The following is a 20,627-nucleotide window of genomic DNA, read 5'->3' as shown; positions in this document are numbered from 1 at the left end:
TAAGGGGGATTAAATGGATCAAATGAATTCAGGGGTTATTTTCCATAATTATCTAGTTTTATTGCGTATTGCTCAGTATACTTATGAAGGAAACGTATTTCTCTTGTTACTTCACAGCGGTCGTTAAAAATACAACTATCAATCTATTTGTTTAGGTATACATATGGTATGGAGGTTATCGAAGTGGAAACTGATAAAATGATTCAACATGCTATTGAAGACTCTATTAAATTCCTTGAATCTTATCCGGATTTGGCCATTGAACGAATCGGAAATAGCCGTAGAAAATGGGATGGACTCTGGTGGCATATGGCAGCTCTTTATGAGATGGGGGAAGTAAAACAAATTCCTGAATCAGCTATTACGAAAGCTAAATTTATACTTGAAGCTCAAACCTGGCCTATCTTCATTAAATCCGCCGATGATCATCCAACAACTGAAATCGATAAGAAAAAGATGGATTGCTGCCACTGTGAGCTTGCTGTATTCTATATGATTTTGATGGATTATGGATGTGATTTGGACAAGGACCTGCTTTGGATTCGAGAGTGGTTTTTAAAACATCAGCTATCCGATGGTGGGTTGAACTGCGAGCCCGATGCTTATACTCATTCTAATAAGAGTTCAATCATTTCGACACTACCTCCGCTTGAGGCTATTCTGTGGCATACGAAACGTGAATTCACTGAGAAGGAAGCTTTTTTCTTGGATGAAGGCGCACGTTATTTGATTGAACATCGTCTGGTACGTTCTAAACAAACGGGTGACATCATCGATAAGGAATGGCTAAAGCCTTGTTTTCCAAGGTTTTTTGAATACGATATACTACGGGGTATGTCCTACTTGGTGGAATGGTCACGTCGTAGGAAAAAGCCGCTACCAACCGACCTACTTCGTGAAGGCATGCAACTACTTGAGGGCCATGTCGAAGCAACAGGCATAAAAATTGGGAGGAAAGTATTTGATCCAAAGGGTCCATGGGGTGGGCACACCTTTGCGCTGCTTGAAGCTGTATCCGAAATTGGTCATGTTTCGCCTTATCTAACCAAACATTTTAATGGAATTAGAAGCGAATTGAATCAAGCTCTTACTAAATAAAACAGAAAAACAATTTTATTGTTGCGGGGGAATATCAGTAGATGAGGCGTATGAAGTGCTACTAAATCTGGATTAAACTTGATCATGTGGACAAAAGAAGAGGGAGACTCAAAAACATTTTGAGACACCCTCTATTTTTATGTAAGTCAATTTTTTAACAAAGGTATCAATATTTCGACATTAAGGGGGTTCCTGGATGTTCACATATACTTAAGCCTTCGATTTATCATCTCTATATCAAATTTCTGGTAGCCCTGTCTTTTTCCCCAATCTTTCATAAACTCATGATCAGGATGGTTCGGGTCTTCCAGAATCGAAAGGAAATTTTGAAATCCGGGCTCACCGCCGACATCTTCTGGAGGAGTGTTTCCTTCACCTTCTAGGCAAACTGGATAGTTCCATTCATAATTGTCTATCACCTTCTCCAGCGAAATCTCGTGCTCCCAGCTATCTCCAAAGTCATAGGTATACAGAATCTCCACGGGGAGGTAGTCAAGAAGCTTCTCATCTGTTTCGAGTTTCATTGAGATTTCGCCTTCATAATTAAGGGCCTCTGTATCGCAAACTAAGTTGACAATAGGTTGACGGTCATCCATTCGCTTCCTTTTATTGAGACTAGAAGGACTACTTGCGAAAATAGTGAAATCGTGAAGGTGGTAGTCCTGCCATCCAAACATAATTTGTATCGTTTCATGTAACTCCGGAAACGTGATCTGCTTTGGAACAATGGCTCTTCGCCAAATTGAATGAATTTCCATATTCAATTTTATATGAAGAAGAAAAGCGTCTGATTGAAAAATAGGGCCTCTAGTTAGGTTTTCCAAATCTTGATATAAAGCTTGATTAGGCTTTATATAATCTTTCGTTCCATGGCCGACATACAAGCGACTAGCGTTTTTATTTAAAGCAATCTGATTGAGAGACTGTTGGTTTAATTCTCCTTCATATAAATAAACAGGATCACATGCTTTATTTAACCGTGCTACATATGAACGATTCTTAGTTGTCGTAAAAGAGATTTCCTTAGACTTAGATAGGTAAGTCTCAATCACCTCATCCTTGATACCCTCTTCCCGGAATGTTTCCCTTATTGCTTGAATGATGATTTCATCTATCCTTTTTATATCCTTTGCTTTTAGTCCGTGAAGGACAATGATGTAGCGACTGCTATCATTCATTAGCACTACTGTTTTTCTTCGATTCAAGGTTAACAGATTCGCATGCCAAGAAAACCGTTCATCAATTTCAGAAGAACGTGCTGGCTCTACTTTTAATTCTGATAATAGCTTCTTTGTACATTGAATTAGCATATTAATTCTCCCTGTATATGATGCTTGATAAGGCTATAGTTCATTGTACAATAATCATTTGTTCGAAGCTATGGCTTCGGAACAAGGGGACAGGTATATTGTCCCAGTCTGTTTCTGTTCTATAGTTTACATATAATCCAACTCTTATAGTTCGGGGACAAGGAACCTGTCCTCTTGTCCCTGAACATCATGTACTTCTAGTATATTTATTCACAATAATGCATGAGATGAATGTATTTCAATCGAGGTTAAATCCTCTTTTTAAAGGCTTTTTCATGGCTGTTTTTTCACTGAACCTTGATTATGTAAACTAACTATGTGTATAATATAACTATTGTAGGCAAATAAAGTTTACAAAGGTGAATACTTTTTTCGTTTTTCTTAATAAAAACATTGCTCAAACTTACACATTCTGTTTTACCCAAAACAAGCATTCAATCTTGTACGGGGTGTGGATTGAATGTGAAAAATAAAACGCAGAAAGGGGGCAGGATGTGAGGAGCATCATGAAAGGATGATTGCATGATTGCAGATCAAACAAAAGGTCTCCAAGAAGAAGAAAAAGACGATTATTCATTTGAACAGGTTCCGGAAGAAAAACGGAATATGGGTTGGTTTAGTGTAACCAACATCACGTTTGGTATTGCCACTGCGATTTTTTATTTTCAAACAGGTAGTGTGATGGCCCTTCAGTATGGCGCGGCGAACGCTATTATTTCAGCGATTTATGCCATCGTGATTGCTGGAGTGTTAGGTACAGTGATTGCCTATTTATCCGCGAAGTCAGGAATGAACGTAAACCTTATGTCTAGACAAGGGTTTGGGTATATTGGTGCTTCGTTAACTTCATTAATATACGCATCGAATTTCATCATGTATTGTGCCTTTGAAGGGATGATTCTCGTTTCAGCAGTACATGCATTTTTCCCCCAAATTCCACTATGGCTTCTAATTATTGTTTTTGGATCCATTGTCATCCCACTGAATTGGTTTGGTATTAAACAATTGGATAAATTACAAAAATGGTCATTACCAATCTTCTTTATATTTTTAATTGCCATCATCATTGTCGCAGCTAATATACCTTCACAATTTGATGGGCACTTTTGGAGCTATATGCCAGAGGGTGTACAAATAGGTGGAACAGCTTTACTATTATGTATCGGAATGCAGCACGGGATTATGGGATTAACCGCCCTAATTGCGTCAGATTATGCGCGTTTCCTTAAACCAAAAGATATTAAATTAGGATCGATTATGATCGGATTTATTCCACAAATTTTCTGTTTTGGTGTCATGGGCTTACTTGGAATATGGTTTGGTGTCCGGTTTGCTGAAGCGAATCCGGGGGTATATATTGTCACAATTCTTGGACTAGGCGGAGTCCTTTTTACGATGTTAACACAATTACGTATTAACGTTACGAATATTTATAGTGCTTCCCTATCGTTGTCCAATTTTTTTGAGAATGTATTTCATTTCAAACCCAATCGTTGCTTCTGGGTTGTAGTCTCAGGCGTCTTATCAATCGTACTAATGCTTGGCGGTATATTAGATTATTTAGGTAGTGCAATGACATTCCAAGGGGTTCTCTTAATGGCATGGGCTACTATTTTAGTTACAGATGCATTAGTCGTGAAGAAACTGTTGAAAATTGGACCGAAGAAATATGAAGCCAGACAAGAAAAATTATATAAATGGAATCCCGTTGGGGTTGCACCATTAATTATCTCAAGTGTTCTTGGAACGATTGCTGCCTTAGGGTATATGGGAACGTTTCTACAATATACAGCCACGTTCTTTGCCGCCGTATTAGCATCGCTCCTTACAGTTGTAGTAGCAATCTATACGAAGGGGAGATACTACAGCAATGAATCTAAAGTATTAAGCGTACAACGAAAAAAAGAAAAAGAGAGAAAAATGTCAGTAAACCCAAAAGAGATACCGCTTGATTAATTTAAATAATTGTAAATAATACATGTTTATTCAATGGTCCTGAAACGCTAATCAGGACCTTTTGATGTTCGGAAACTAAAAAAGAGAGAAACTGCACCTTAGGATAGTACGATGAACCGTACCGTAAATAGATGCGGTTTTTAACGGACGCAGGGACATTTGTCCATGCGTCTTAAATTTTGGACTGCTTAGGATTTTGTTATGCTAAAATTAAGGAATAGTACCTTCTAGAGGAGACATCGGAATGACCGTGGAAAAAAAAGAAAAATTTATCATACTTGCTGTGGCATTGGGCATAATCCTTAATCCATTAAATACAACGATGATTACAGTAGCTTTACCAGCAATTCAAAAGGATTTTCAACTGAGCTCAACAAATATTTCATGGCTTATTGCTTCATATTTTATTATTAGTGCGATCTTTACGCCGTTGATTGGAAAATTGAGTGATATTTATGGAAGAAAATTAATTTTTTTAATAGGTCTTGTGCTTGTGGTGGTATCATCCCTTTTGGCACCGTTATCTCCGAATATGCCTGTGTTACTTTCGATGCGTGGAATCCAAGCAATTGGTACATCGGCACTCTTTCCAGCTGGAATTGGGATTATTCGTAATACGATTGAGCACAATCAAAACCGTGTGATTGGGACATTAGCTGTTTTTGCAACAACGTCTGCGGCATTCGGACCAACTATAGGTGGAATGCTTATTCAGTTCGGTGGATGGCCGATTATTTTTTATGTGAACTTGCCGATATTAGCAATTGGAATTGGATTAACGTTGTTGTTTATCCCGAAAGATAAGAAAAATACGGCTATATCCTATAAGTTGGATGGACTTGGAATTATTTTATTTAGTCTTTTTATTACTTCTTGGATGGTCTTTTTACTTGGAGTTGAGCAAGGTGTTCGAATCGAAATATTGATTCTTGCGATTATACTAACGGTTATATTCTACATATATGAGAAAAGAAGGGATGAACCATTTATCAATGTTAATTTCTTCCGGAAAAACTTAAATGTAGCCCTTATTTTTGGTCAGTACATTTTATCAACCGTCATATTTTTTGCAGTGCTGTTAAGCTTCCCAACATTTATACAAAGTGCTTTAGGTGCAAGCTCTCAAAAGGCGGGAATCGTGATGCTGTCGCTTTCGATTTTTGCCATGATCATGACACCTATCGCGACTAGATGGATAGAGCGGAAAGGATTTCGAATTCCGTTATTGACTGGTGTGTTACTTGGATTAGTGGGGGTTATCCTGCTATTTACCGTTAAGGATGATTCTGCTTTAGTATGGATTGGCATCGTGCTGGCGGTTACGGGGATTAGTAATGGGATACAGAATATTGGACTGCAAAATTTGTTGTATAGCTTTGTTAGTGTTTCTGAAAGTGGGGTTGCGTCTGGGTTGCTCATGACATCGAGATTTATCGGGAATATCCTTGCTTCGAGTATTTATGGTGCGGTATTTGCTACAGGAATGAACGTAGGAAACATGAGTAAAATGGCGATTGTATTAGTGTTTGTTGCTGTTGTGTTGGTTCCGGGAATGCTCTATATTACGGTGTATGAGAAGAAGAATAATAGTTAAAAAACATCGGGATAAGGAACCTGTCCCCATGTCCCAGGTACAAGAAATCATAAGCGGAGAATTTCCGACTAATGTGTATAGAGGAGGCTTAAGAAGCAGATATAAGCGGAGGTTTTCCGTTTAAGCTTAGCGAAATGACCCATTTTGACGTTTTTTAAATTAATAGTCGGAATCCTTCCGTCTATTTAAGCTATTTTCAGTGCTTTTTCGTCATTAAGAGATATTTCTCCGCTTATATGGGGACAAAGGGACCTAGTCCCAATTGTTGTATCTGATTTTACTGAAATAGGTTAGTTAAACCAAGTATGACCGCTTGAAAGAAATCACACAGTTTTTGCTTGGTAAAATGGGACACTTTTTTCCAATTAAAAGACTTGCAATTTTTACATAGGTAGGAATACAAGATAGCATTTATTAATTAGCTATACATTTGTTTTGGATGTATGTACTAGCAGTCTATACTCAAAAAATGTATATACGCTAATATTTATGCATATTTGTATTGACATGCTTGCTGCACTAACGGAGAAGGTTTGTTTAAGAAGAAATAAAAATGTTGATGATTTTGTGTTAAAATTTTTATGGATACTAAATATATAAAAGGACATATAAACATGAATAATTTTAAAGAAATCATATCTTATTTTCTTATGTTACCTGCTATCTTTATAGGAACTCTTGCGATGGTATCATATGGTGTGACTTCGAGTATTTGGATTCAAAACATAATAATCTGGATATTAGGAACCTTGTTGGGTTCAGTATTTTTAATTAGGACCAAAGGGGAAAATTGTAGTAAAGGTAATTTTAGTTATACCTTTATTATAATAGCTTTATTAGTTTTGCCATTTTGGTTTAATGATTTAGATGGTGTCCATCGATGGTTATCCTTTGGACCATTTAATCTATATATAGCAAGTATTATTTTGCCGTTATTAATTATTCATTTATGGAAATTAGCATTAAACAATCGTGAACGCTATGCAATAGGAATATCCTTTATTACATTAGTAATATTGCTATTTCATCCAGATGCAGGGCAATTAACCGCATTTGCATGTGCGACTGCAATCATCTTGTGGAAAAAGATTAGTAATAAGCTGATAAAGTTACTAAGTATTACACTTACAGCAACCTTGGGTATCGTATCGTGGGTTTTTCTCGATGATTTAGCACCAGTTCCTTATGTAGAACATATTATCTTTTTAGTTGCAGACCTGGGGAATGTCTGGTTCATTTTAGGTGTTTTATCTCTTATATTGTTATTAAGTCCATTCTTTTTTTTCGGTAAAAAAAATATCATTTCTTTATCATTAGGAGTTTACTTTTTAATGACGATGATTGTAACTTTATTTGGTAATTTTCCAATGCCAATTATGGGATATGGGACATCACCTGTTATCGGTTACTTAATTGCTATCACTTGGCTTAATAAAAATAAATAGAAAATGTTGTCTAGAGTGTTATTCAACAGGATGTTAAAGACGGAATATTAGATTTTGGTGTAGTTATGCTACCTGTGGATGAAAAGGAGTATGATGTTGTTCCCTTTGTTAATGGTGAACTGGCGCTCTTCGTCCATCATTCCCATTGGTTAGCGAAGAAGGAAAAAGTTGAAATGAAAGAGCTACAAAATGAAGCCTTCATTCTATTTAAACAGCCGCTTTTTCATGATGTTATTATTCAAGAATGTCTACGAGCTGGTTTTCGCCCGGAAATTGCTTATGAAGTTTCTGAGTGGGCTTTTATTAGTGAAATGATTGGCGAAAATTTAGGGGTTGCGATTTGCCCAAAGCCCATTGTAAATAAAATTAATCAAGATTTAATTAAGGCAATTCCCATCGATAATCCAGTCTTTCCCTGGAATTTAGGATTGATATCAAAAAAGAAGAAACAAGCTTCACCTGCAGTCCGTGAATTTATCAAGTATATTTCAGCTGAAATCCCTTTTTTATCATGATAAATACATAGTCATCAGTAAAGAGTATCTACCTTTTAGGGTGTAATGTTTCTAGAATAATACTGCGATTTTTTAATTTTTCTTTGCGATAAACTAGAGGGGAAATGCCACTTTTTTTCCTGAATTTTTCGATGAAATAACTTGTACTTCCAAAGCCACATTGATAAGCAATAGTTGTAATAGAGTCATTGGTCGAAAGCAGCAAACTTGTACTATTCATTAGGCGATAATCCAAAAGGTATTCAAAAATAGTGCATTTGACATATTTCTTAAACTCTCTACAACACGCACTTTTTGATAGATTCATTTCAGCCGAAAGTTCATCTAATCTAAAGTTGTTCATGTAATGATTGTGTATAAATTCAATCATTTTCTTGATTCGAGGATTCCAAATATTCGAATCTGAAAGAGATGAAGTTAGAAAAAAGTTTTTAACGAGTGTTTGCCAAATTTGATGGAGCAGAATCTGAATTTGAAATTCATAGCCATCTTCCTGTTGATTATGGGCTAAGTAAATCTCAAATAGCTGATTTAATATGTTTTGTTGCCAGTCAGGTTCACTTTTAAAAATACAATACGGGTGTGATGCAGATTCGATAAAAGGGGATACATATTTCGTATGGATAATGCTTCCCATGAACCCAGATATTAGATTGGGATGAAAATCGATGCAGATATAGGAACCGTCCGTTTTTAGGCGGTTTTTAGCTTGATGCATTTGTCCAACGTTGATAAAAATCCCTTCGCCCTTAGATAGATGGACGATATCGTTATTAATATAAAATTCAACTGTCCCTTCAGTGACAAGGCAGAACTGTAATTCTTCATGCCAATGCCATGAAATATACCCCAAAATATTTTTGCTGATTTGCGTTGTATAAATAGCTAGTGGGAAATCAAAGGAGCCATGTTGCGTGGTTTCTTTTTTATTTTTATCTAGAATAATATCAAATATTTGCATCGTGAACCTCCGTTTGGTCAAGATTACGATATTTTTAACCTATATTATTATATTTTTAAAAAAATAAAGTCAATATAATGAAATTAGCGAAATTATTTAAATATTCTACCATCAAGAGTGTTTCTCTTCAAGGGTATTGTCTAACTAACTAGGAAAGGAAGAATTTAGCCATTGGATGCCATTCAATTATTATCAAATCATCAAAGTCCTTTTGAAAATAAACAGAAACTACCAGAGAATTTCTCTGATGTGGAACGGTTCCATTTATCCATGCCATCCTATAGCAAAACGCCGATTCATTATTTAAGTTCTTTAGCCAATCTACTTCATGTAAAAGGAATTTATGTAAAGGATGAATCGACCCGCTTTGGATTGAACGCTTTTAAAGGACTAGGTGTTAGTTATGCACTAAATCAGATTATGAAGAATCAACCAAGGAGATTTTATACTTTTGTTTCATGTACAGACGGAAACCACGGAAAGGCATTGGCATGGCAAGCGCACGAATTGGGTTATGAGGCCATCATTTTTATGCCCAAAGGTAGTGAAGAGCGCAGAGTGAAGGCTATTGAACAGTACCATGCCAAGGTCATTGTCACCGATATGAATTACGACGATACGGTTCGCTATGCAGCTGAATTTGCTAGAGACAATGATGCTTATTTAGTTCAAGATACTTCATTACCGGGCTATATTCAGATTCCTAACGATATTGTATTGGGTTATTCAACAATGGTGAAAGAAGCTCTGGACCAAATGCATGAAAAACCAACTCATGTCTTTATTCAGGCAGGTGTAGGTTCACTGGCTGGAGGTGTGGTTTGGTATTTACAACATAGGTATCAGGGTGAATTACCGTTTATTGGGGTCGTCGAAGCTGAAAGTGTTGCGTGTATATATGAATCTGTTAAGCAAAACAAAATGGTATCAATCGGCGGCGAACCGTATACGGCTATGGCGGGGTTGAACTGTGGTGAAGCAAATCCATCCACATTTCCACTACTGAAGGCTAAAGCCAATTGCTTCATTAAATGCTCTGACGAAATTACCTTCAAAGGCATGTCTCGTGCCCAAAATCCGATTGGCCATGATGTCTCATTCAGCTCAGGCGAATCCGGTGCCGTTGCATTAGGTCTTTTGGAAGAAATCATGACAAATCCAGTTTATCAGTATAAAAAAGAGCAGTTACAATTGGATTCAAATTCCATCATATTATTATTCAGTACGGAAGGAGAGATTTTTAGTGCTTAGTAATGAGGAACTAATCCATTTTATCCAAAAGGCAGTTCAGGTACGAAGTTATTCAGATGAAGAGGAAGCGGTCGCAAAATTAATTTTGGAAGAAATGCAAAAGTTGAAATTTGATGAAGCATTCATAGATTCGACTGGAAATGTTATAGGTCGGATTGGGAATGGCCCGGTGATGATCCATTTTGACTCTCATATGGATACCGTTCAGGTGCATAACCCCGAAGAATGGGAATTCCCGCCTTTTTCTGGTGAAATAGTGGATGGGTATCTATGGGGGCGAGGCAGCGTTGACATGAAATCAGCACTTTGCGCCACGATATATGCTGCTGCTTTGGCCAGAGATTATGGATATCTTGAAGGTAAAACCGTTTATGTAACGGCAACCGTATGTGAAGAGTATTGTGATGGGGAAAACCTGAAACATTTGTATCAAGAATTGTCTTTGAAACCGAATTACTGCATCATTTGCGAACCAAGCAACAATGTTATCACGCTTGGACACAAAGGAAAGGCTCAAATTCGAGTAACCACGCACGGTGTTTCAGCACATGGATCTGCTCCAGAAAAAGGAGTTAATGCCGTTTATGAAATGGCAGAAATTATATCCAAAGTCGACCTGTTAAACAAATCGTTGTATAAGGAAAATGAAAAGCACGGAACCATTGTTTTATCCGACATTTCTAGTGTAAGTGCCTCTCTAAATGCTGTCCCAAGCGAATGTTCCATCTATCTGGACCGCAGACTTGTACTAGGTGAATCGTTAGAGATGGTAGCCGAAGAAATGGATGCACTTATTGCTGGTAAAAATGCTTCATGGGAAGTCGGGACATTGCATCACACAACATGGACTGGTGCGAATTTGGTGTATGAACCAATGCATAACCCCTGGAAAATTGAAAAAGACCATACACATTCAAGAGCATTAATAAGAGCATACCAAAACGTTTATCATCACGAACCTGAAAATTTTGATTTTTGGGATTTTGGAACCAATGCAATCACACCTGTATCGATGGGTATACCAACAATTGGCTTTGGCCCTGGTGATTATAAACTTGCACATATGACAAATGAGCGCGTGTCTATTAAACAAATTGAGGAGGCGTGTCAGGTTTATTGTCAGTTGATTTATGAGCTAAAGTGAAACTTCTTTTGATTTGCTGTAATGGACGGAGAGTTTTGTCCTTCATAGATAATGTGAGTATTCCCGTTAAATTTCCCCTTTCAATAATATAATTGGTGGGGTGAACCTTACCATTAGTAAATGAGGTTTTTACTTCTTTTTTTCATAAACTACTATTCTCTCAAACATCACACGTTGTTTAAAAGAAATGGCATTAATAAACAGGTTGACGGATTTCGACATCATACTGTAGTATAGAGAGATAATTTAATAGGACCTCACTTTTTACAGTGAGGTAGAGGCGCGATATTTAATAGTCTTTAGTGGAGCTTGAGAAGCACTGATGCTAAGGAGAAGGAAATGTCGCCGAAGTTTGTAATATTCTCGGTATTACATGCTGGGTCTGTAGTTAAGAGCTACAGGACTGTCTCAATAAACTTTCCGGTTTATTGAGTTGAGCTATCTCATTTGGGATAAAAGAGAGGACTTTGGGGCTACTATGCATACTGCGACCTGAGTTTATCTCAGGTCGTTTTTTGTGTTTTAAGTCCATAGAAAAAAACAAACAGGGGGAGAGACATATGAAAAACAAGTTTACGATCGTTATAGTTTTGTTGGTTTCAGCCGTACTTTTATTAGCAGGATGTGGGACAAGTAAGAGTTCTACTTCTGGATCATCAGAAGATAAGACATTTAAGGTAGGTCTTGAGGCTGGGTATGCACCTTTTAACTGGACTCAAAACGATGATTCCAATGGAGCGGTTAAAATAGCTGGCTCTGCAGAATATGCAGGCGGTTATGATGTAGAAATCGCTAAAAAAGTGGCAGAAGGTTTAGGAAAAGAATTAGTGATTGTGAAAACAGAATGGGATGGACTTGTACCAGCATTAACGTCAGGTAAAATTGATGCGATCATCGCTGGTATGTCACCGACAGCAGAACGTAAAGAAACAATCGATTTTTCGGATAATTACTATAAATCAAATTTAATTATGGTTGTCAAAAAAGGCAGCAAATATGAAGGGGCTACTTCTATCCAAGATTTCAAAGGAGCAAAAGTAACCGCTCAATTAAATACATTCCACTATTCAGTTATTGATCAAATCGAAGGTGTAAATAAGAAAACGGCAATGGACAACTTCCCAGCGATGAGGGTTGCGCTTGAATCAGGTATTATTGATGGATACGTTTCAGAGCGTCCTGAAGGAGTTAGTGCATCAGCAGCAAATGAAAACTATGTAATGGTTGAATTTGAAGAAGGATTTGAAACATCAGAGGATGATACGGCAATCGCAGTCGGTCTTGCTAAGGGCAGTGACCTTACAGAAAAAATCAATGATGCTTTAGCCGGTATCTCAGAGGAAGAACGCACAAGTATTATGGATTCGGCCATTAAGAATCAACCAGCTGCACAATAAGATTAAGGGAACCGGCTGTAGAAAATTTTACAGTCGGTTTTATACAGTAAAGGAGGATAAAAGATGAGTCTTGAGTGGGTCATTAGAATAATCTCAGAAAACTGGCCTATGTTCCTTCGTGGTGCTGGTTTAACACTTGTGATTGCTCTTATTGGAACTATTTTTGGAGCAATTATTGGATTATTAGCAGGAGTAATACGAACCATTCCGGCACCTGAACGTGGAGTGAAAAAAGTATTATTAAAAGTGATTAACGTGATCCTGTCTATCTATATTGAATTCTTCCGTGGAACGCCGATGATTGTACAGGCGATGGTTATTTATTATGGTTCTGCGTTAGCATTTGGTTTAGATATAAATGTTTTTGTTGCTGCTATTATCGTGGTATCAATTAATACAGGAGCTTATATGGCGGAAATTGTCCGTGGTGGGATTGTTTCGATTGATAAAGGACAGTTCGAAGCAGCTCATGCTATAGGAATGAATCATGTGCAAACGATGTGGAATGTTGTCTTACCACAGGTTATTCGAAATATTCTACCGGCCACAGGAAATCAATTTGTGATTAATATTAAAGATACATCCGTTCTGAATGTTATTTCCGTTACAGAATTATACTTCGTTACAAAGTCGATTTCAGGAAATAACTTTAGATATTTTGAATCATTTTTCGTAGCTTGTATGATTTATTTTGTCATGACCTTTATTGTCACAAGAATATTGCTATACCTTGAAAAGAGATTAGATGGCGCTGACAACTATACGATGATCGGAAACGATACTCAATTAGAAGTGGATCAAAAATAATGGGAGAAGGAGGAGAGAATATGGAAAAGATTATTGATATTCAACATTTAAACAAATCCTTTGGAGCCCATGAAGTTTTAAAGGACATTGATTTTTCAGTAAACAAAGGCGAAGTAGTCTCCATCATCGGTTCCTCAGGATCTGGTAAATCAACTCTTCTTCGTTGTATTAATCTTTTAGAAAAACCAAGCGGTGGGGAAATTATCTATCACGGCGAAAATATTTTGGATGACAAGCATGATGCAACTGTCTACCGAAAGCATTTGGGTATGGTGTTTCAACAATTCAACTTATTTAACAACCATAATGTTCTTAACAATTGTGTGGTAGGACAAATAAAAGTATTAAAACGCTCCAAGGAAGAAGCCGAAAAAGTAGCCATGAAATACTTAAAGGTTGTTGGAATGGACAAATATATCAACGCGAAGCCAAAGCAGCTTTCCGGTGGCCAAAAGCAACGAGTGGCGATTGCAAGAGCACTTTCCATGGAACCGGATGTGATGTTATTTGATGAGCCAACTTCCGCTCTTGATCCAGAAATGGTAGGAGAAGTTCTAAAAGTTATGAAGGAACTCGCAGAATCTGGTCTCACGATGTTAATCGTCACACACGAAATGGAATTCGCAAAAGAAGTATCTGATCGAGTTGTCTTTATGGACAAAGGAGTTATTGCAGAAGAAGGACATCCAGAGCAAATCTTCAATAATCCAACGCAAGAACGTACTAGGGAATTTTTGAAACGTACTTTGAGACAATATCAATAAGGGACAAGGGGACTGTACCTTGTCCCACTTTTTATTTGATTTTATTAAGGTAGGTTTGGAAAAAAAGGCTGGGACAATTAACTGTCCCCATGTCCCAGTTAGCATTTTGTTGTAGGAGGGATGATAAATATGTTAAAGGCATATGCTTGGCTAACATTTTGTGTAATGGTGTGGGGAAGCAATTTTGTATTTGGAAAGATGTTAGTCCGTGACTTTTCTCCAGCGCTGTTAACCACGCTTAGACTTTTGTTTATTGTCTTATTTTTAATTGGATTATCCTCATACAAAAAACACTTTAAACGAATTAATAAATCGAATTTACTGGCGGTTTTGTTTCTAGGAATTATTGGTGTTTTTATCAACCAATGGTCTTTTTTTGTAGGATTACAAACAGCTGATCCAACAACATCTGCATTAATTCTGGCAACTACTCCTATTTTAACGAGCGTTTTAGCAGCCATTTTTTTAAAAGAAAAATTAACCATTCGTATGTTGCTGGGTTCTATTGTTGCAATCATAGGTATTTATTTTGTTGTAGCTAAAGGGGATTTATCTTCTTTGCATATCGATAAAGGTCTATTATGGATTGTTTTAACGATGATAACATTCGCCATTATGATTATCATGACAAGGCTTCTTTCTCATAAAATAGATCCACTTACCATTACTTTATATTCAAATGTTGTAGGCTTAATCGTGTCAATTCCCTTTGTTTTTTTACTAGACACTCCCTTACAAATAAGCTCTAAGATATCGGATTGGTCTTTTCTGATTGGAACTGCCGTTGTTGTACACGGTATAGCAACATTGATTTGGAATAACAACATTAGACATGTCGATGCTTCAAAGGCTTCAATATTATCTAATTTAGAACCTTTTGTAGCCATGTTAATGGGATTGATATTGTTATACAAACCAATAACGGGAGCAGAACTTTTAGGATCACTATTTATAGTGGGTGGAGTAGTGCTATCTACATATCAACGAAAAAGGCTAAAGAGCCGAATGAATTAACCGGGGATAAGTGGACAGGTACCATGTCCCAATTTTTGTTTTCTAAGGTAGGTTAGGTAAACAAGGCTGGGACAACCTGTCCCCCTGTCCCTATTGAAATTCTCTATAAAAGGGCTATAATAATTTTGTGAAAAAGTGTATAGGTCTGAACACATAGGGGGTTTAAGGATGCTTTCAAATATAGGTGCTCCTGGAATGATATTGATTCTAATTGTCGCATTAATCGTGTTTGGGCCAAACCGGCTACCAGAAATGGGAAAAGCTGTTGGAAAATCTTTACGTGAATTTAAAAGGGCAAGTGAGGGTATACAGGAAAGTATTTTGAAAGAGATGAAAGAAGAAGTAACCGTAGACAAACAAGAAAATAAATAATGATAGAGAAAAGAGGCATCCATTTGGGTGCCTTTTCGATATTCTTCTAAGTTCATTAAAAATGGCGGACACTTCTTCCCTTTATTTATATAATCCACTGTTTGCGGGTCCATTTCCTTTTTTCGCTACCTGACACCTATCGGTATTTGTGATATAAATAGTAAGAGTTTGTAGATTTTTTTCTAGGAGAAACTATTTATGCTACGTGTTCAAATAGTAAAAGTTGTTAAGCTTATATTGCCTGTTATTTTGTTAATTGTTATTTTCTTTGAGGGTAAAAAAGAATTAAAGAATATAGATCCATCCACTCTTTTAGTTGAGCTACAGTCCTATTCCTTGATGCACATTTTTTTAATGGTTGTCTTAGGGATTTTGGCCTTTTCTTCTCTATTGTTCTATGACTTTTTATTAATCAAATTGCTAAATATTAGATTATCGCTTTTCAAAATCGCCAAAATTTCTTGGATAGCTAATTCGTTTAATAACGTTCTCGGATTCGGTGGATTAGCGGGAGCTAGTTTGAGAGGGATGTTGTACAAAAGACACTCAGATGTAGATGGTGATCAGTTGATGTCATCTATCTTGTGGGTTACCCCACTTATGCTGTCTGGACTTTCCATATTAGCTTGGCTTCCCATTTTATCACTTGTCCCACTTGAATTTATCTTTGAAAAACACCAGTGGCTTCGTTTTGGTGTTTGGGGAATGGCTGCTTATATCCCCCTTTATCTGTTCTATCTATTAATCAGTAAGAAAAAGTCGTCTCGTATAAAAAATCTTCTATTCATTCTAGTTATTTCTGTTATCGAATGGTTAAGCGCTGCCATTGTTTTATGGGGAGTTGCACGACTGTTGGGTAATCATATCTCTTTCCCAGTCATGCTAGCTATTTTTGTAGCGGGTGCCATTGCTGGTGTTATCAGTCTAGTTCCAGGTGGTTTAGGCTCATTTGATTTAATGGTGATTGTTGGAATGGCCAATTACGGGGTTGAAGATAATCATATTATTGTCATTGTCTTATTTTACCGTTTATTTTACTATATTGTTCCATTCATTCTTGGTTTAGTGTTTGCCTCAACAGAAGTCGTTTCACATACGCGGTCCGTAATGGCCAACAATAAGTATTACAAGCAGCTGCGTGCCATACTACCGATTCCAGAGTTTCTAATCTCAAATCTAAGTCACTTGGCCCTTGCTTTACTAGTATTTATGAGCGGTGTGCTTCTATTATTGTCTGCCTCACTGCCAGGGACTTTGGAAAGGATCACGTTTGCTGAAAGGTTATTATCCTATCCGATATTAAATCTTTCACACCAGCTATCGGTTACGGCGGGGATTTCCCTTCTTTTACTTTCTAGGAGCATTTTTTTGAAAGTAAAGGATGCATATATCTTGACCTATGTGATTCTACTGGCGGGTGCCTTGTTCACTTTTTCAAAAGGGTTCGATTTTGAAGAGGCTCTATTTTTACTAGGTATCACGGGATTGTTACGATTGTCGAAAAGGCATTTTTACCGAATATACTCCCCTTTATCCTGGACAGCCTTTATGACGATGGGTGCCCTAACTATCGGCTCCATCATTACCTATGTTTCTATCGGATATTTTGATCAACCTTTTGAAAGGTTCCGTTTACCCGGTAAGCTGAAAGACCTATTGATTAAACAGCCTAATGAGTTAGTCATGACGGGGACTCTTGGACTAATTTTAGCATTATTGTTTAATGCAATTGGATTTAAAATGCTAGCTTTTAAAAGAAAAACGCGAGAAGAAGAAAATCATCTTAGCATTGAAACATTTTTAGAGAATCATACTGGGAATGTATTAACTCATTTAGCCTTTCTTAACGATAAAAAGTTCTTTTGGTCAAATGATCAACAAGTCTTTATGATGTATGCTGTCATTTCGGACAAATTGGTCGTATTGGGAGACCCGATTGGAAGCTCCAAATCCTATCAACAAGCCATGAATGAACTTCATAGCTACGCTGATTTACGTGGATTGAACCCTATATTTTATCAAGTAAACAAGGAAATGCTCCCATTTTATCATGAAAATGGATATCAGTTTTTTAAACTTGGTGAAGAGGCATATATTCATTTAGAAGAGTTTACCTTGAGTGGGAAAAAGAGAGCAGGCTTGCGAGCTGTTAAAAATAAATTTGAACGGGAAGGTTATATTTTCTCAGTCGTTTATCCACCATTTCAAGAACCATTCCTAAAGGAATTAGAAATTGTTTCTAAAGATTGGTTAGGTTATCGAAAAGAGAAAGGGTTTTCTCTTGGTTTTTTTGACATGTCTTATATTCAAAAAGCTCCCGTGGCGGTTTTAAAAAGTAAGGAAAATGAAATTATTGCCTTTGCCACTTTTATGCCAACTTATGATGATAATGAAACGTTTTCCATCGACTTGATGAGGCATAGAAGAGAGATTCCTAATGGAACGATGGATATGATTTTTCTATCTCTAATAGAATATGCAAAGGAGCATCAGTATAAATGGTTTAATCTTGGAATGGCACCTCTCTCGAACGTAGGGAATAATAATCGTGCCTTCCTTGATGAAAGAATCGCCTCGAAAATTTACCAATATGGTCACCGTTTCTATGCATTTGAAGGCGTACGTAAGTATAAAGAAAAATTCACCAGTAAATGGGAACCTAAATATCTGGCAGTACGAGGTAGGCAGTCACTACCAATCACAATGCTTCAGCTAGCATTATTGATAAGTAGAAAGAAGAAGAAATAGGGACAAGGGGATAGGGACAAGGGGACAGGTACCTTGTCCCGATTTTTCATTTGATATTACTCAGGTAGGTTAGAAAACAAGGCTTGTACAAATAGCCTGTCCGAGAGACTGCTGGAAAAGTGGGGTTTTTATTAAAAATTATGGTTTTCTAGCTGCTTTGAATCGTCACTCGGGAATTTTTGGAGTGAATTGTATGTCGAAAGTCGATATTTAAAGCAAAACGGTTGAAAAACTGCAAGAATTGGTTGATAAGAATCCAAAAACGGTTGATAAAAGCCAAAAGCAGGTTGATAACCACAAAATATTGAATTTCACTTATTACTGAATTTAACCAATCCGTGAGTATCAACCATTTTTGCCAATTTATCAACGGTTATCCCAGAAATATCGACCGTTTTAAGGGAATTATCTACTTTCAACACACAATTCCCCAACATCAGCAGGTTAGCATTAATAAACAGATAATAAAAGAAGCCAAAAACCTGTATGAAATAGGTCTTTAGCTTCCTTTTTATAGTCCTATTTGTATACTCAGAGTTTATTTATATCCTTCCGATGAATAAATCCAAATCTTCGAGCCATCAGTATATTTACCTTTACTATCCCACATTAATTTGATGTACCCTTTTTTGCTGTCGTGTGCCGTAACCGCCATGTCATGGCCATCCTGTGAGGCTTTTGTAAGGATAATGGAATTGGGATGGTTAAAGACTTCCCCCTTACTAGCAGCTCTCCATTTACCTTTTTTATCATTCAGCTGGTACGTACCGTCCTTATTGATGGTCAATGTTCCGTTGGATGCACCTGGTGTGTATACAATTCCTGCATATTTTCCTGTGTCTTTATAAAAATATTCAAGCATGGCGCCAGGAATCCATAGTTTCCATTTCCCTAGAAGGCTCGCAAACTGTTTGGTCGGATCTTGCTTTAATGCTACGGTGGTTTTCAAACTTACTGTTCTACCTTGGTAAGTAGCTGTGATCGTCACGTTTCCATTCTGTCCAGTAAAGGTAACGACACCAGTGGAGCTGACTTTAGCTACTTTCGTATCACTTGATTTCCACACCACACCGGATTTAATGGCCTTCTTTTTTCCATCCGCATAGGTAGCGGTTAGAGCAATCGGAACGGGCTTAGTTTGATAAGTTAGCTTCGTCGAGGTGGTTAGTGACTTTACGACATTTCCAACCGTGGTGGAGACACTAGTTGTTTTCCCTTGATAAGTAGCCGTAATGGTCACTTTTCCAGGTTTGCTGGTAAAAGTAACCACACCCTTTGAAGTAACCTTTGCTACATTGGGGTTATTTGATTTCCATGTAATGGCGTCTTTAACCACTTGGTTAGTCTTATTGCTATAAGTTGCAATAATTTTCAACGTAACCGGAGAAGGACTGTATTGAAGACCATTTGCCATCTTTATGGAAGATAAGGTTAATGGAACGGGCTTCGGCACTCCTTGCAGGGCATATTCAATAGAGATTAATGAGTTTTCCTGTTGAATGATTTTCAATTTAACCATCGTTGAGTTTGCTCGCTTTATCAAGTAGACATGACCAGGTATGGCATCTACCATTGTGAGGATACCGATGTTCTGGTTCCCATCGACACTGTTAAAATCCACCTCGCCAAGGTCCTTAATCAGAGTTGCCCCAAGATCGCTTCCATCGAGGGAAAAAGCAATATCACCATCCTTCCCTGTCGTCATCTTTCCGGTTGCCAGGTTCATTCCCCCTTGGCCAAGCGGATCAGACCAAAATATACCCGTCCCTGGTACAGAAGTATCATAGTTTGCCTGTTTCGTAGGTCCCCAGGTAAAAGTAGAAGCCAAACCATTCAAACTGAAACACTGAAGAAACAACAATAGAATCAATAACCGACTTAAAAATTTCACGATAAACCTCCTCCATTTATGTTAACTAATACTTGGAAAATAGCACTCTAATACTATATTAGCGTCCCTTTCTAATTGTATCTAGGGGGGATGGAAATTTTCTGGAGGGGACAAGGGGACAGGTACCTTGTCCCAGTAAACAATGCTGGGACAAATAACCTGTCTGAGACCACTGGGAATCATATCTAAAATTGATATCTTTTAGTTTTAACTTCTTAACTTGGTTTATTTCTACCTTGACCTGTCCGAATCAAGCCCTCATTCGGACAGGTTTTTATTTTTCCTAGCATAAGAGGTCCGAATCAGGGCTTCATTCGGACAGGTTTTTATTTTTCCTAGCATAAGCTTTCCGAATCAAGC

At 37.3% G+C, this 20,627-nt stretch carries 16 protein-coding genes and 1 riboswitch; of the genes, 13 read left to right on the top strand and 3 right to left on the bottom strand.

Annotated features, from left to right (window positions below; all coding sequences use genetic code 11):
* Positions 1-183: 183 nt before the first annotated feature.
* Complete coding sequence (locus tag LRP83_RS08005) at positions 184-1,098, top strand: hypothetical protein (protein WP_230496165.1); 915 nt, start codon at positions 184-186, stop codon at positions 1,096-1,098.
* Between the two features lie 200 nt (positions 1,099-1,298).
* Here LRP83_RS08005 and LRP83_RS08000 read toward each other — a convergent pair whose 3' ends face one another.
* Positions 1,299-2,408 (bottom strand): plasmid pRiA4b ORF-3 family protein, encoded by a 1,110-nt coding sequence (locus tag LRP83_RS08000; protein WP_230496164.1) that lies wholly within the window; start codon positions 2,406-2,408, stop codon positions 1,299-1,301.
* Positions 2,409-2,930: 522 nt separating this feature from the next.
* Between LRP83_RS08000 and LRP83_RS07995 the strand changes: the two genes are divergently transcribed.
* The 4 genes from LRP83_RS07995 (at position 2,931) to LRP83_RS07980 (ending at position 7,918) form a co-directional block, all read left to right on the top strand.
* Positions 2,931-4,364: a purine-cytosine permease family protein gene (locus LRP83_RS07995; RefSeq protein WP_230496163.1), complete on the top strand. Its 1,434-nt coding sequence runs from the start codon at positions 2,931-2,933 to the stop codon at positions 4,362-4,364.
* A gap of 244 nt (positions 4,365-4,608) precedes the next feature.
* Positions 4,609-5,958 (top strand): MFS transporter, encoded by a 1,350-nt coding sequence (locus LRP83_RS07990; protein ID WP_230496162.1) that lies wholly within the window; start codon positions 4,609-4,611, stop codon positions 5,956-5,958.
* 614 nt (positions 5,959-6,572) lie between these two features.
* Positions 6,573-7,403: a hypothetical protein gene (locus tag LRP83_RS07985; protein WP_230496161.1), complete on the top strand. Its 831-nt coding sequence runs from the start codon at positions 6,573-6,575 to the stop codon at positions 7,401-7,403.
* Between the two features lie 20 nt (positions 7,404-7,423).
* A complete protein-coding gene (locus LRP83_RS07980; RefSeq protein ID WP_290369513.1) occupies positions 7,424-7,918 on the top strand; it encodes a LysR substrate-binding domain-containing protein in 495 nt (164 codons plus the stop codon).
* 28 nt (positions 7,919-7,946) lie between these two features.
* On the opposite strand, the gene LRP83_RS07975 is transcribed toward LRP83_RS07980, so the two are convergent.
* The gene (locus LRP83_RS07975; RefSeq protein WP_230496159.1) at positions 7,947-8,879 is read right to left on the bottom strand and encodes an AraC family transcriptional regulator; all 933 of its coding nucleotides are present in this window, start codon (positions 8,877-8,879) and stop codon (positions 7,947-7,949) included.
* A 171-nt stretch (positions 8,880-9,050) separates the two neighbouring features.
* On the opposite strand from LRP83_RS07975, the gene LRP83_RS07970 reads away from it, so the two are divergent.
* From LRP83_RS07970 to mprF, 8 genes are all read left to right on the top strand, one after another.
* Positions 9,051-10,130 carry a diaminopropionate ammonia-lyase gene (locus LRP83_RS07970; RefSeq protein WP_230496158.1) on the top strand — a complete coding sequence of 360 codons (1,080 nt, stop codon included), beginning with the start codon at positions 9,051-9,053 and terminating at the stop codon, positions 10,128-10,130.
* Positions 10,123-11,274 (top strand): YgeY family selenium metabolism-linked hydrolase, encoded by a 1,152-nt coding sequence (locus LRP83_RS07965; protein ID WP_230496157.1) that lies wholly within the window; start codon positions 10,123-10,125, stop codon positions 11,272-11,274. Before LRP83_RS07970 ends, LRP83_RS07965 begins: the two co-directional genes overlap by 8 nt.
* A gap of 267 nt (positions 11,275-11,541) precedes the next feature.
* Positions 11,542-11,723: riboswitch (Lysine riboswitch) on the top strand.
* Between the two features lie 111 nt (positions 11,724-11,834).
* On the top strand, positions 11,835-12,671 hold the full coding sequence (locus LRP83_RS07960; protein WP_230496156.1) for a transporter substrate-binding domain-containing protein: 837 nt from the start codon (positions 11,835-11,837) through the stop codon (positions 12,669-12,671).
* 63 nt (positions 12,672-12,734) lie between these two features.
* Positions 12,735-13,478, top strand: coding sequence for an amino acid ABC transporter permease (locus LRP83_RS07955; protein ID WP_230496155.1), 744 nt, complete (start codon positions 12,735-12,737; stop codon positions 13,476-13,478).
* A gap of 20 nt (positions 13,479-13,498) precedes the next feature.
* Positions 13,499-14,242 (top strand): amino acid ABC transporter ATP-binding protein, encoded by a 744-nt coding sequence (locus LRP83_RS07950; RefSeq protein WP_230496154.1) that lies wholly within the window; start codon positions 13,499-13,501, stop codon positions 14,240-14,242.
* 129 nt (positions 14,243-14,371) lie between these two features.
* Entirely contained in the window at positions 14,372-15,256 is an 885-nt protein-coding gene (locus LRP83_RS07945; RefSeq protein WP_230496153.1) for a DMT family transporter, read from the top strand.
* 168 nt (positions 15,257-15,424) lie between these two features.
* Entirely contained in the window at positions 15,425-15,628 is a 204-nt protein-coding gene (locus LRP83_RS07940; RefSeq protein WP_230496152.1) for a twin-arginine translocase TatA/TatE family subunit, read from the top strand.
* A 198-nt stretch (positions 15,629-15,826) separates the two neighbouring features.
* The gene (gene mprF / locus LRP83_RS07935) at positions 15,827-18,376 is read left to right on the top strand and encodes a bifunctional lysylphosphatidylglycerol flippase/synthetase MprF (protein ID WP_230496151.1); all 2,550 of its coding nucleotides are present in this window, start codon (positions 15,827-15,829) and stop codon (positions 18,374-18,376) included.
* A gap of 538 nt (positions 18,377-18,914) precedes the next feature.
* Here the strand turns inward: mprF and LRP83_RS07930 are convergent.
* Positions 18,915-20,267, bottom strand: coding sequence for an Ig-like domain-containing protein (locus LRP83_RS07930; RefSeq protein ID WP_230496150.1), 1,353 nt, complete (start codon positions 20,265-20,267; stop codon positions 18,915-18,917).
* Between the last annotated feature and the right edge of the window lie 360 nt (positions 20,268-20,627).

The sequence above is a fragment of the Pseudoneobacillus rhizosphaerae genome, from assembly GCF_917563885.1.
In the GTDB taxonomy this organism is placed as follows: Bacteria; Bacillota; Bacilli; order Bacillales; family Cytobacillaceae; genus Pseudoneobacillus; species Pseudoneobacillus rhizosphaerae.
The sequence above is the reverse complement of the archived record's forward strand: the minus strand, read 5'-3'. Positions and strand labels throughout refer to the sequence as shown.